This is a genomic window from Burkholderia sp. ABCPW 111 (genome assembly GCF_000773065.1).
Classification (GTDB): domain Bacteria; phylum Pseudomonadota; class Gammaproteobacteria; order Burkholderiales; family Burkholderiaceae; genus Burkholderia; species Burkholderia savannae.
Window position 1 is genome coordinate 16922 of sequence record NZ_JPWT01000069.1, and the last position, 13409, is coordinate 30330.

Below are 13409 nucleotides of genomic sequence, written 5' to 3' on the forward strand. Positions count from 1 at the left end.
TCGATCGAACGCGCATCGCGTGCGCTCAGCCCGCGGCGGCGGCCTTACTGCCCACGTCATTCGCACCCGGCTCGGCGGGCGCTTTCAGCAGCGGCTGCAGCGCCGGCGCGAGCGTCTTCAGCAACTGCACCGCCATCGCGCTCGTGAAATCGTAGCGCGCCGCGTACGGTTCGTGAACGTACGCGGTCAGCACGCCGAAGAACCGATCGTCGATCGAGAACGCGAACGTCGCGCTGCGATTGACCTTGCGCGATTCGATGAGGCGCGCGCCGCGCGCGTACACGTTGAAGCGCTGGTCGCCCGTGCCCGTCTTGCCGTACACGGGCAGCGTCGGGCCGTTCGGGAACGCGAGCCCCTGCGCGAGGCGGCGGCCCGTGCCCTTCTGCACGACGTCGCCGAGCAGCGCGTGCACCTGGTTCGAGATTTCCGGCGACAGCAGCGGCTGCGGCGGCGCGGCGGCGCGCACGAAGCGCGTCTCGTACGGCGTGCCGGCCGCGAACTCGAGCGACGAGATCCGCTCGTTCGGCACCTTCTCGCCGTTGTTCGCGATCAGGCCGACGAGCTTCGCGAGCGCGGCCGGCTGATCGCCCGATGCGCCGATCGCCGCCGCGTACGACGGCGTCAGGTGATCGAACGGGTAGCCTAGCGCGCGCCACGATTGCCCGATCTCGTCGTACGCGCGCAGCTCGACCATCCGCTTGATGCGGCGGTCCTGCGTCGCGTGGTAGCGCGTCTTGAATAGCCACGAGTACGACGTGATCCGCGCGTCGCGGCTCGCCTTCTGCACGTTGTCGAGCGATGCGTCCGGATGCTTGCGCAGATACGCGAGCGTCCACAGCGCGAGCGGGTGCACGCCCGCGATGTAGCCGCGGTCGTTCAGGTTGAAGCGGTCGATCGCGTACTTCGTGTAGAGCTTGTCGAGCGCGTCGTCCGACAGCTTCTCGGCGGCCGGCGTGCCGTGCAGCGTCGCGCGCATTTTCGCGTCGAACCACGGGCGCGGCGCTTCGGGCGCGACGCTGCGCAGCACCGTCGCGACGCGCGGCGGCGACTTGCGCACGTTGTCGAGCATCGCGGCGAGCGCGTCGTCGTCGGGCTTGCCCGCGTATTTCGTATAGAAGCGCTTCACGTACACGCGGCTCTCCGCATCGACGAAGCGCATCAGATAGCGCTGGCGCTGCGCGGGATCGTCGAGCCACGACGTCGACGGCCCGCTCGTGCGGATCATCTCGTAATGGACGATGTCGCGCATCAGCCGCACGAACACGAGGTTCACCGAGTTCTGGAACGCGACGTGCACGGTCAGTATCCGGCCGTTGTCGGATTTCTCGAAGTTCGTGAAGCTCTGCGCGCCGCCGCCCGTGTAGAACGTCTCGCCAGGACTCGCCGAATACTTGCGCTCGACGGACGCGGCGAGCATCGCCTGCAGCGAACGATCGTGCGTATGCGCGAGATAGTCGAGCGCCCAGCGCGTGAGCGCGTCGGTCGGATCGGGCTTCACCTTCGCGAGCTCGGCGGCGCTCATGCCCGCGTAGCGCGCGTGCAGCTCGGAGACGATCTGCAGATACGTGACGATCGTGCGCAGCTTCGCGGTCGAGCCGAGATTCAGGCGCGCGCCCTGGTTGATGTCGAACGGCTGATCGACGCTGTCGGTTTGCACGCGCAGGAGGTTCGCGCCGTTGCGTCGTTCGTACAGCGTGAAGCTGTACAGGATCTTCGACGGATCGTCGCCGGCGCGCAGCATCTCGAAGCCGTAGAGGCCGGCTTCGCGCGCGCCGTCGCGCGTCGCCGCGCGCGCGAGGCCCGCCGCGACCGCCTGCTGCACCTTGTTGTTCAGCGTATCGGTCGCGCGCAGGTCGAGGCGGTCGAGCTGATAGACGTTGTCGATGCCGAGCGCGCCGAGCAGGTGCGAGCGCGCGGACGTCACCGCCTTGCGCGTGACGAACGATTGCGCATCGGGCGCGGCGGGCGGCGCGCTGCGCTCGATGCGCGCGGCGAGCGCGGCGTCGCGCAGCGCGGGTGAGATCACGCCGCCCGTCGCGACGAGGCGCAGGTAGCTGTCGGTGAGCCGCTGCAGCGTCGGGAAGCCGCTGTTCAAAAAGTACGACGGCGCGCGCTGCGCGATCATCAGCGACAGCATCTGCCGGAATGCGACGCCTTGCGCTTCGACGTTGTCGGGCGTCGTCGGCGCGGCGAGCAGCCGGTTCACTTCGTCGAAGTCGCGGCCGTACCACGCGGCGAGGCCGTCGCCGATGCCGGTGATTTCGCCCACGCGCGCGCGCGCGGCGAGCGGCACCGAGTTCAGGTAGTGGACGACGATCGCGTGGCGCGCGGCCATCGTTTGCGGGCCGTTCAGATACGCGCGCACGGATGCCGACGCGATCTGCCGGAGCTTTTCGGGCGGCGTCGCCGTGCGGCCGTCGGGCGAGTGGCGGAACTTCTCGAGCTGCGTCGCGAGCGTGCTGCCGCCGGGCGTCGCCTGGCGGCGGTTCACGAAGCGCAGCCCCTGGTCGGCGAGCGCGCGGCTGAAGCGCCCCCAGTCGATCGCCGGGTTGCGGTTCGGCTGATTCGGGTCGAGCAAATAACGATCCTCGATGAAGAGGAGCGATTGCACGACGAGCGGCGGGATCGACTCGAAGCTGTCGTACACGCGGTGCGGATAGACGACGCCGAAGAGCGGCGAGCCCGTCGAATCGACGATCGACAGGCCGGCCTGGTCTTTTTCGCCGTACGGCAGGAACAGGCCGTCGTCGGCGAGCGACAGCATCCGGTCGGACGCGCGCGCCTGCGACGCGACGACGAAGCCGCGCGACAGCAGCCTCTGCTGGAACGACGGCAGCAGCGCATAGCCGAGCCGCAGGTCGTACGGGCCGTTTTCGGGGAAGCGGATGCGGTTGCTCGCGCCTTCGTCGACGCTGTAGCCGACGTCGCGGGTCAGTTCAGACAAGAAACGCGCCTGTAGCCGGGAGGTTTCGATCTCGATCTGAACGACGCGCGCGATGATCGCAAGCGCGACCACGATGATCGCGATCAACGACCATTTGAGCGCCTTCCAGAACGACAGGGTTCCGGTGGGGCGAAGGGGAATCCGAATCAGCGGCCGATTCATGGCGGCGTCTCCCGGAGAGCTGCGGCACTCGCCGAGCCCATTTCGCTTAGTTTAGTACCGAATTGTGGAAGCCACTGTACGGGTTGACTCTGAAAAACCACAGTGGGTGTGGAAACGTTTCCGTATGCGTCGCGCAGCTCGCGGCAGTGGCGGCGGCGATGTCCGGAAATGGTGCGGCGCGCACCGTTCGCGGGACGCACGGCGGCGCTCGCGCCGCCGGCCGCGCGACGGCGGCGTCGCGGCAGCGCGAAGGAGGGCGGTAACGGAGGCGGCGCCCTGGATGGCTTGCGTCGCTTGATGCGGCGTCAGCCGGACGGTGTCGTCTGCGCGGACTTCATGTCCGCGCGGGCGGAGGTGACGATCGTTGCTTGCCGCTTGCCGCTTGCCGCTTGCCGTCTTTCGCCTGTCGCTTACCGTTTGCCGCAGCATCGCCCGTTGCCCGTTGCCCGTTGCCCGTTGCCCGTCGCGCGAACGAACGTTGCTACACGAGCTGCGCGATTGCGCCGCGCGGCTCGCATCGGTGCAGCGCGCGGCCGGTGTCCCGCGAATACACGACGAGCCGGATGAAGCCGTTCGGCGGCGCGTGCAGCGCGAAGAAGCCGTCCATCACGTCGATGAACACCTTTAGGCTGTTCGATGCGAACGCGGCTTCGTCGAGCGTCAGCTCGACTTCGAGGCCGCGCACGAACGTCGGCATCGGTTTCACAGCCATCCAGCGCACGGCGGCCTTGTGATCGAGATTCGCGATGCCGTCGATTTGCGCAACCGCGCTCGACGAGCGCGCCGCATATTGAACGAGCAGCGACTTCAGCGCACCAAGCCCCGACGGCCGCAGCAGCAACGCGTGCGGCGTCATCGCCGCGATCAGCCGCCAGAGCGCGCCGTGGTCGCGCGCAAAGCGGCGGGTCGGCGTCGGCCGGCGCAGGATCGCGATCCTGCCCGGCAGATTGTCCTTCTCGTTGAACAGGTCGCCGTCGGGATCGCCGATCGGCAGCGTCTGCGGATAGTCGCCGTTCGTGCAGGTGAGCTCGACGTTCAACTGACCGGCACGGGGCCGCACGAGCGCGCCGTCGGCGTCGACGAGCCTGAGCGCCGCGGGCGCCGCCGGGCGCGCGCCGTGCGCGAACGGATCGCGCTCCGGCGCCCAGTAGAGCGGTTCCTTGCGGCCGCGCTGGCCGTGCAGCAGCGAGTGATACGGCGTCACGTCGACGCTCGCGCCGTGCTCGCCTTCGCGCGCGATGCGCACCGCGTCGATCGATCGCACCTCGATGCCGTTCGACTTCAGCGCCTGCGGCGCGACGGGATAGGCGGCCGCGGCGTCGCGCAGCGAGATCGGCATCGCGTCCTGGCTGAACAGATTGACGATCGGCGTGCAGAAGAGGCGCAGGTTCGAGGCGGACAGCGTGTCGAGCACGCGCGCGCGCCGCGAATCCATCGCGACGTCGACGACGGGCAAGTGCAGCGTCAGGCGCCGGCACGGGCCGGCCGCGCGCGCGATGCGTGCGACGTCGATGTCGACGAAATCGAATTTGGCCGGGAAGGCGAAATATTCCATCAGCAGCCGCAACGGCGACGCGTCGCGCGCGGGGGCGAGCAGCGCGTCTTCGTCCGCGAACCCGACGGGCGCGAGCGGCACCTTCGACAGCGGCTTCCAGCGCCCGTCGCCGTCGAGCTCGACGAACGCGGCGGGCACGTGCATCGCGAACGTGTCGAGAAGCGCGGCGACGAGCGGCGCGTCGCCGTGCAGATGCACGCGCAGGCTGCGCGCGTGCGATGCCGACAGCGCAAGTTGCGCCGGCTGCGCTGTCGGCGAATCGAACGTGATCGACACGATGCCCGTCGACGACGGCGGCATCTGCGCGGCGGCCGGCGCGGCCGACGCCGGCCGAAAGCGTGCGTCGACGATCGACACGGGCGCGAGCGCGACGTCGTACGCGGTGCGGAACCGATTTGCGCCGACCCGGCTTTCGAGCGTCGTGCCGCGCCGGATCGTCACGCTTTCCGTCAATTGGCTGAACAGCGACGCCGCGTCGAACTGCGCGATCGAGCACGCGGGAAACGGGCGCAGATAATCGGGGCACGCGGTTTCGACGAGCGCCTCGGTGAACTCGGGATACTCGTCGTCGAGCGTCTCGCCGATCTGCGCGCTCAGCAGCGCGAACGACTGGAGCATACGCTCGACATGCATGTCGTCGGTCTGGCCGTCGGCGATCCCGAAGCGCGTCGCGATCTTCGGATGACGGATCGCGAATTCGCGCACCGCGTTGCGCAGCAGCGCGATCTCGCGTTCGTAGTAGGGAAGGAGGTCGTTCATCGGAAAGAGGCGGTCGGGATTCGGGCCGATCGGCGCGACCGGCCGCGGGGCTCCGTGCGGCGCGCGGTCATGCGCGCGTCGCGCCCGACGCCGACGCGATCGCGCGTTCCGCGAATGGCGGCGGGGCCGCAGGCGTTCAGTCGACGGGCGCATGGCGTCGCAGTGCCCATCGCGCGCCGGACGCCGGAATCGCCGTCGAGATGCGCGGCCGCGCGGCGATGCCGAATACGGCCGAAGCGCGCCGTCTCGAAGCGTTTCGATGCGGCGAGCGAGAAATCATTACCGCGATTGTCGAGGTACGCGTCGAGTGGCCACATTATTGCCGCCTTGCGTTCAAATTCGCGCCGGGGAATGATTCAATATCGTTGTGCAGCCGATATCGGCATGCGCCTGATTAAACCAGGATTCGCGGGCGGCAAGGATGAATATTCCACGTGATCGTGCAACCGCGTGATATGTAAGGTATTTTTAATGCCGGAAACAGTCGTCGCGCCAATCGTGGAGGCGATGCGGCTCGGCCCGGATTCATGCCCGGGGATTTTCGGCGTACGCGCGAATTGGCGCAACCGCTCGTCATTCGTTCGAGTATGGTGCCGCACGATCCGGTCATCGAATTGAACCATCCGGCGAAGGCGGCCGATTATGGTTTGGTTTGCGCCGGCGCGCGGATACGGGCGCGGCGCGGTTCTCGTCATTCGCGATCGCCGCGGGCGGGGCGCGATCGGCGACCGGCCGAGCGGCGCGCCGGCGGACGCGCGCAAGCAACCGTCTCGCAGGCGGGCGCGGCGCCTTGACGGAAGCGCCGCCGCTGCAGAATATTCGGGGCAGGTCGCAACGAAGGCACGCGATGCGTTCGATCCGTTTCAGCAGACCGATATCGACGAGCGGCGCCAGGCCGCCCAACCCGCCAGCGCGTTCGCCCTTCGCCCGGAACCGGACGGGCGCCGCGCCGGCGCAACCCAAGGATTCGCGCAACCATGGCCTCGACCCGGAATCGCATGCGGCGCCACCTGAAGATCCTGTCGGGCCTGATCCTGCTCTGCGTGCTGCTCGCTTTCGCGGGCGCGACTGCGTATCTGCGCGCGAGTCTTGCGCAACTCGACGGTGACGTCCGCGCGCCGCTGCTCGGCGCGCCGATGACGGCCGAGCGCGACGCGTTCGGCGTGCCGACGATTTCCGCGCGGGAGCGCGTCGACGCCGCGTACGGGATCGGCTATCTGCATGCGCAGGACCGCTTCTTCCAGATGGACATGCTGCGCCGAAGCGGCGCGGGCGAGCTGTCCGAGCTGTTCGGGCCGATCGCGCTCGACGTCGATCGCGACCATCGCCTGTTCCGGTTCCGCGCGCTCGCCGCAGCAGTTGTCGCGCACTTGCCGGCTGACGACTTGCGCGTGCTCGAGCGCTACACGCAAGGCGTGAACGACGGCCTCGCCGCGTTGCGCGCACGCCCGTTCGAATACGCGCTGCTGCGCATGCAGCCGCAGCGGTGGCGGCCCGAGGATTCGCTGCTCGTGATCTGGGCGATGTACTTCGATCTGCAAGGCCGGCTCGCGTCGCGCGAGTTCGCGCGGCACTGGCTGCGAGCGCACTCGACGCCCGAGCAGCTCGCGTTTGTGCTGCCGACGTCGAGCCGCTTCGATGCGCCGCTCGACGCGCCGGGCGTCGCCGCGCCGATCGCGCGGGTGAGCGCGGCCGCGCCGGCATGGCTGCGCGAAGCGAAGCCCGCGGCGACGATCAACAGCGTGTCGCTCGACGAGCAGTCGTCGGTCGGCAGCAACAACTGGGTGCTCGCGGGCAGCCGCAGCGTGGGCGGCGCCGCGATCGTCGGCGACGACATGCATCTGTCGCTCGGCCTGCCGAACATCTGGTATCGCGCGGCGTTCAGGTTCGCGGGCGGCGCGGGGCCGGCCGCGCGGGTCGTCGGCGTGACGCTGCCCGGGCTGCCCGCCGTCGTGGTCGGCAGCAACGGGCGCATCGCGTGGGGCTTCACGAACGGCTACGCGGATTGCCTCGATCTGCTGCCGCTCGAGCGCGACGTGCGCGACCCTGATCGCTTCAAGCTCGGCGGCGCGTGGCAGACGGCGCGCGCGCGCGTCGAGACGATACGCGTGCGCGGCGCCGCGCCCGTCGAGCTGACCGTGCTCGAGACGACGGCCGGCCCCGTGCGCGAAATCGGCGGCGAGTTCTACGCGGCGCACTGGATCGCGCAGGCGAGCGGCGCGGCCAACCTCGAATTCATGAAGATGATCGATGCGGCCGGCATCGAGGACGCGATCAGGGTCGCGAACGCGGCGGGCCTTCCCGCGCAGAACATCGTGATCGGCGACAGCTCGGGGCGCATCGGCTGGACGATCGCGGGCGCGCTGTCCGATCGCCGGGGGCGGCCGGACGACGGTGGCAACGACGCCTCGACCTGGCAGGCGGCGCTGCCGTCCGACGCGTATCCGCGCATCGTCGATCCCGCGGGCGGCCAGCTCTGGACGGCGAACAACCGGCAGCTCGCGAGCGACGCGTACCGGCTGATCGGCGACGGCGGCGCGGATCTCGGCGCGCGCGCGAGCCAGTTGCGCGACGGCCTGACGGCGCTCGGGCGCACCGACGAGCGATCCGCATACCGGCTCGATCTCGACGATCGCGCGCGCTTCATGTCGCTCTGGCGCGACCGGGCGCTGCGCGTGCTCGACGAAGCGGCGCTCGCCGGCCATCCCGAGCGCGCGGAGTTCCGGCGCCTGCTCGCGAGCGGCTGGACGGGGCGCGCGAGCGCCGACTCGGTCGGATACACGCTCGCGCGCGGCTATCTGTACCGGCTCTACGACGTGCTCTTCGGCGGACTCGACGCGCGCCTGAAGCAGCAACAGCGCGACGCCGACTACGCGCTGGCGAATCCGCGCTGGCCGGTCGTGATCGCGCGGCTGCTCGACGAGCAGCCGCCCGCGTGGCTGCCCGCCGACACGGCGAGCTGGCGCGACGTGCAACTGATGGCGATCGATCGGACGATTGCCGCGCTGACCTCGAAGGGCGCGCCGCTCGCCGAAGCCACCTGGGGCGAGCGCAACACGCTGCGGATCGCGCATCCGTTCGCGCGCAGCGTGCCGCTCGCGGGGCGCTGGCTGTCCGCACCCGCCGATCAGGTGCCGGGCGATGCGAACATGCCGCGCGTCGCCGCGCCGAAGTTCGGGCAATCGGAGCGGATCGTCGTTTCGCCGGGGCACGAGGAGCACGGGCTCTTCAACATGCCGGGCGGGCAGAGCGGGCATCCGCTCAGTCCGTTTTTCCTCGCGGGGCACGAGGCATGGGTGAAGGGCGAGCCGATGCCGTTCCTGCCGGGGCCGACCGAGCACACGCTGCGGTTCGCGCCATAGTTCGGCGCACGAACGATCGGCGTCGGCGCATCAGCGCATCGGTTCACGGCGGCCGTCGATCCGGCCGCGTGCGGGCGGCGCGCCGGATCGCGCGACCCGCAGGACTATTCGGCGAAAGCGAATAGTCGCGAAGCGGCTTGAACCGGCGCCGTCGCGTGCTCTATTCTGTCCTGTTAGCGATTCGAAGGGGGACAGCATGGACCGCATTCAGGCAATGGAAGTTTTCACCCGCGTGGTCGATGCGAACAGCTTCACGCGGGCCGCGGAGACGCTCGGGATGCCGCGCGCGTCGGTGACGACGATCATCCAGAATCTCGAGGCGCTGCTCGGCGTGCGCCTGATGCATCGGACGACGCGCCGGCTGTCGCTGACGCCGGAAGGCGCCGCGTACTACGAGCACTGCATCAAGATCATCACCGAGATCGCGGAAACCGATGCGAGCTTTCAGATCGGCAACCGCAAGCCGAGCGGCGCGCTGCGCGTGCATATGCCGAGCTCGCTCGGGCGGCGGCTCGTGATTCCCGCGCTGCCGATCTTCCGTCAGCGCTACCCGGACATCGTGCTCGATCTCGGGCTGTCCGATCGCCCGGTGGACCCGGTCGAAGAGGGGATCGACTGCATGATCCGCGTCGGGCCGCTCGAGGATTCGTCGATGGTCGCGCGGCGGATCGGGATGCTCAAGCGCGTCACGTGCGCGTCGCCCGATTACCTGAAGCGCTTCGGCGAGCCCACGCAAATCGAGGAGCTGGCCGCGCACCACGCGGTGAACTTCCGCGCGAGCCACGGTTCGCGGCCGGTGCCGTGGGTGTTCGTGATCGACGGCAAGCCGGTCGAGGTCAGGTTGAACGGCGCCGTGACCGTCAACGATTCGGATGCCTACGTGACCTGCGGCGTCGAAGGCTTCGGCATGATCCAGCCGACGCTGTTCATGGTGCTGCCGCACCTGCTCGACGGATCGCTGCGGGAGGTGCTGCCGGGCTTCAATCCGAAGCCGAAGCCGATTTCGATCGTCTATCCGAACAATCGGCATCTGTCCGCGAAGGTGCGCGTATTCGCCGACTGGATCGCCGAGCTGTTCGAATCGACGCCCGCGCTCGAAGGCGGCGAGGATTGGCGCGGCGGCGTCGCGGTGCGGGAAGCGCAGGGGAGGCGCGGGCAGGTGGCGGCGTAGCGTTCGCGATGCGCGCGTCGGCGCGCGCCGAAGGTGCATCGAAGGTGCGCCTAACGCGTGCGGAACGCGCGCCGGCCCGACGAGCGCCGCTCCATGCCTGCCTGCGCGCGCCGCGCCGCGAATCAGTTGCGCAGCCGGCGGACGATGCGGCTGAGCGCGTCCAGATGAACCGGCTTCGGGACGAACTCGTCGAAGATCGCCCGATCGCCCTTGAGCAACGCGGATTCGTACGCGCTCACGCCGAGTATCGACGTCTTCTTTTGCGTGCCGGCCGACGTCGCCCAGCGGATCTGCTCGGCCACTTCGAAGCCGCTCAGATCGGGCAGCTCCAGATCGAGCACGACGATGTCGTGCTGGCGCTCGCCGAAGCATCGCAGCCCTTCCTTGCCCGTGCCGCGCAAATCGACCTGAATGCCGAGGGCCGTCAGCATCGCGCCGAGCGTTTCGCGCGCGTTCTCGTTGTCGTCGACGACGAGCGCATGCAGGCCGCGATGCGGCGTCTGCAATGACGGTTGCGCCGCGTCGCCGGACACATCGGCGCTGCCGGGCAGCTCGACGGGCAGCGTGACGACGAATTCGCTTCCTTCGCCGACGACGCTTCGGACGTCTACATGTCCGTGCAGCGCGACGACGAGCTCCCGCACGACCGCGAGCCCCATGCCGATGCCGTCGACATGGCGGACGCCGGGGGCGTTCACGCGAAAGAACGGCTCGAAGATCTTCTGCAGCATGTTCTTCGCAATGCCGACGCCGGTATCGCGCACGGCGATTCTCATCGCGCGCTTCGCGGCGGTGCCCGTCAGATCCGCCGAAATCGAAATCGTCCCGCTGTTCGTGTATTTGATCGCGTTTTCGATCAGGTTCGATACGATCTGCTGGATCAGCTTGCGGTCCGATTTGACGACGAGATCGGGCGGCTCGACGCGCAGCGCCGCCGTCAGGTGCTTGTCGCGGGCCCTGGCGCGCAGCGGATCGAGGACCTCGGTCAACAGCGGCGCGACCTGGACGGTCTCCGCTTGAACGGATCGATTCGTGGACCGAAGCTTGATGTAGTCGGTGAGCTCCTTCACCTGCGCTTCGAGCGACGCGGCCGAGTTCTGCAAGCGCTTGATCGTCTTCGTGTTGGCTTCGGACTGCGGGCGCGCGAGCAGAACCTCGATCGATCCGCAGATCGCCTGCAACGGCGTGCGCAATTCGTGGCTGACCATGCCGAGGAACGCGTTCTTCGCGGCGATCATCTCGAATGCGCGGTCGGACGCCTGACGTTGCGCGTCGAGCGCCGCCTGTTGCCGTTCGAGCAGGCTGCCGCGCGTGCGTATCGTGTAGAAGAGGAGCAGGAACAGCGCGCCGAGGATGACGCCGAGCACGCCGCCCAGCATGACGATCGCGCGCCGCTTCTCCTTGAGCTGATGGAACGTGAAGTCGCGCTGCTCCATTTCGATCGAGCGAAAGTAATTCGCGAGCGCGTTCACCTTCGGCCAATGTCCGGCAAGATCGCGCAGGACGCGTTTCGCATCGTCCGGGCGGTCGCGCAGCGCGGGAACGTCGCGACGCAGGCTCGTCATGAAGCGGGCCAGCTCGTCGATGTCGTCGCGAGCCTTGGGGATGCTCAGCCAGTAGGCGGACACCTCGGACGGCCGCTGGAGGAAGCCGAACGACGCTTCGAGGCTGTCGAGCTGGAGCAGCACGCCGTCGAAGTCGCGATCCTGACGGGCCGCGTAGAGAATCAGTTGCCGATCGAACCGGCTGAACGAGTTTCGATATTGCGCAGCAGTCCAGAACACACCTTCGCGCGGGCCTTCCAGAATGCCTTCCTTGACCGACGTGCCGAGCAGGTCGTACAGCAGGAACGCCCACGCGGCGAAGCCCAGAATCCACAAGGACCCCAGCGCGACGATGATTTTTTCATTTCGCCATCGAACCTTGCTCATTTCACGGTGAGCCCGATGATCTGCCATGCAAACTTCGCTTCGCTGATCGGCGTCTTCAGCTCGTCGGGGAACCGGTCGCGCGGATACATGATCCACAGCGGCCCATAGCTGTTGTTGTCGAGCACCTTGCCGTTCATCTTCCGCGCGAGAATGACGCCGTATTTGTCGGCATCGGAAATCGGGATCGTGAACGTGTATTCGTCGATGCAGTGGAATTCGATTTGCGTGCCGGTCGCGCCGACGGTCTTGAGGATGTCGGTGAGGCGCGGGCCGGTGAACGTGGCGCTTGGCGTCCAACTCGTGGACGTGGTGATCGAATGCTGCGGCAGGGCCATCAGATCCGCTTCGGAAAAGACGTACGCGTGCCGGCCCGATTGATTGGCATGCCTGATGTTTCCGTCGACCGTGAACTTGAAGGGGGCGGCGTAAGACGAGATCGCGACGCCCAGCAGCAGCGTCAGCGCGAAGCTCTTCATCCATTCGATCGACATTCGCATCGCTTCATCCTCTCAAAGTGGTGGTTCAGCTTGCATGCGCGTTGGGCGGGTACGCGATCTTCAGCGCGCGCGCCACTTCGGCGAACAAGATCGGCAGCCTGATCGGCTTTTCTTCGCAGCGGGCGTTGAAGCTCGATACGACTTCCGCGATTTCGTCCTCGCTTGCCTCGCCGGTCGAGATTTTTCCGGTCAGCAGGAAGATCGGCGCGTCCGCGTTTTCGCTCGTGCGGATGCGGCGCACGAGGCCGGCGGCGGTTTCCGCGCCGAGCATCCAGTCGAGAATGTATCCGTCGAAATCCTCGACTTCCAGCGCGTCGCGAAAGGACGCGCTGTCGTGATATGCGATCGCGGCGACGCCCTTCTCCGCGAAGTACTCGCAGATCGTTTCGGCGACGTCGGGCGAATCGTCGACGACCGCGACCCGCACTTCGTACGCGCTGCTCTCGCTCGATCGAAGCTCGACGACGTCGACGGGATAAGCGCGGCCTTCCGGCGCGTGCTTATTTTCATAGACGACCCAGCTGTCCTGCCATTGGAGCGCGACGAAATCCGAATCGGGCTGGTTGCTGGCCTTCGTCGAAATCGCCGCGCGGCACCGGAAGCGCCGCGTCTCGATGACGAGCGTCGCATCGTGCATCTCGACCGCCGGGCTCGACTGGGCGCCTTTGTCGTCGAGCAGGATCGCGGGCGGCACGCCGAAGTACGAAGCGATGTCCTGAAGCTGCGACAGATTCCATGGAATCTGCCCTTTCATCTTGCGCGTGACGACGGAAAAACTCAGGCCGAGGATATTGGCGATCGTCGTGTTGTGGCTGCGCGGCGCAATGCCCGTCCGGGTGAGGAGATCTCGGACTTTGATCGCGGTGATCAAGTCGGCGTTGGCTGGGTCCGGTTGGGTCATCTTGATGCGCTCCTCGCTGGATTTTTGGGTGGAAGAATAACAAACGTGACGCAATGTGCAAGCTTCTTCCGCCTGAATTGCCTTGACATGCCAATTTTCTGCATTATTATGACGTTTCGCGTCACCC

Annotated in this window: 8 protein-coding genes; 2 read left to right on the forward strand and 6 right to left on the reverse strand. The window is 67.7% G+C overall.

Features of this window, described 5'->3' with window-relative positions:
- Positions 1-25: 25 nt before the first annotated feature.
- From X946_RS15315 to X946_RS33910, 3 genes are all read right to left on the reverse strand, one after another.
- Positions 26-3106, reverse strand: coding sequence for a transglycosylase domain-containing protein (locus tag X946_RS15315; RefSeq protein ID WP_038748873.1), 3081 nt, complete (start codon positions 3104-3106; stop codon positions 26-28).
- Between the two features lie 481 nt (positions 3107-3587).
- Entirely contained in the window at positions 3588-5420 is a 1833-nt protein-coding gene (tssF, locus tag X946_RS15320) for a type VI secretion system baseplate subunit TssF (protein WP_038748875.1), read from the reverse strand.
- Between the two features lie 356 nt (positions 5421-5776).
- The gene (locus X946_RS33910; RefSeq protein ID WP_145986812.1) at positions 5777-6115 is read right to left on the reverse strand and encodes a hypothetical protein; all 339 of its coding nucleotides are present in this window, start codon (positions 6113-6115) and stop codon (positions 5777-5779) included.
- A 282-nt stretch (positions 6116-6397) separates the two neighbouring features.
- On the opposite strand from X946_RS33910, the gene X946_RS15335 reads away from it, so the two are divergent.
- Entirely contained in the window at positions 6398-8782 is a 2385-nt protein-coding gene (locus tag X946_RS15335; protein WP_038748880.1) for a penicillin acylase family protein, read from the forward strand.
- Positions 8783-8978: 196 nt separating this feature from the next.
- Complete coding sequence (locus X946_RS15340; protein WP_038748882.1) at positions 8979-9953, forward strand: LysR family transcriptional regulator; 975 nt, start codon at positions 8979-8981, stop codon at positions 9951-9953.
- A 122-nt stretch (positions 9954-10075) separates the two neighbouring features.
- Here X946_RS15340 and atsR read toward each other — a convergent pair whose 3' ends face one another.
- The 3 genes from atsR to X946_RS15355 are packed head-to-tail and all read right to left on the reverse strand — an operon-like array spanning position 10076 to position 13282.
- Positions 10076-11884, reverse strand: coding sequence for a hybrid sensor histidine kinase/response regulator AtsR (gene atsR, locus X946_RS15345; RefSeq protein ID WP_038748884.1), 1809 nt, complete (start codon positions 11882-11884; stop codon positions 10076-10078).
- Positions 11881-12381 carry a molybdopterin-dependent oxidoreductase gene (locus tag X946_RS15350; protein WP_038748886.1) on the reverse strand — a complete coding sequence of 167 codons (501 nt, stop codon included), beginning with the start codon at positions 12379-12381 and terminating at the stop codon, positions 11881-11883. Before X946_RS15350 ends, atsR begins: the two co-directional genes overlap by 4 nt.
- Before the next feature lie 25 nt (positions 12382-12406).
- Positions 12407-13282, reverse strand: coding sequence for a helix-turn-helix domain-containing protein (locus X946_RS15355; RefSeq protein WP_038748888.1), 876 nt, complete (start codon positions 13280-13282; stop codon positions 12407-12409).
- Positions 13283-13409: the final 127 nt, after the last annotated feature.

Coding starts and splice junctions, on each gene's coding strand:
- X946_RS15315 (WP_038748873.1), bottom strand. CDS start 3,106: ATGAATCGGCCGCTGATTCGGATTCCCCTTCGCCCCACCGGAACCCTG.
- tssF (WP_038748875.1), bottom strand. CDS start 5,420: ATGAACGACCTCCTTCCCTACTACGAACGCGAGATCGCGCTGCTGCGC.
- X946_RS33910 (WP_145986812.1), bottom strand. CDS start 6,115: ATGACGAGAACCGCGCCGCGCCCGTATCCGCGCGCCGGCGCAAACCAA.
- X946_RS15335 (WP_038748880.1), top strand. CDS start 6,398: ATGGCCTCGACCCGGAATCGCATGCGGCGCCACCTGAAGATCCTGTCG.
- X946_RS15340 (WP_038748882.1), top strand. CDS start 8,979: ATGGACCGCATTCAGGCAATGGAAGTTTTCACCCGCGTGGTCGATGCG.
- atsR (WP_038748884.1), bottom strand. CDS start 11,884: ATGAGCAAGGTTCGATGGCGAAATGAAAAAATCATCGTCGCGCTGGGG.
- X946_RS15350 (WP_038748886.1), bottom strand. CDS start 12,381: ATGCGAATGTCGATCGAATGGATGAAGAGCTTCGCGCTGACGCTGCTG.
- X946_RS15355 (WP_038748888.1), bottom strand. CDS start 13,282: ATGACCCAACCGGACCCAGCCAACGCCGACTTGATCACCGCGATCAAA.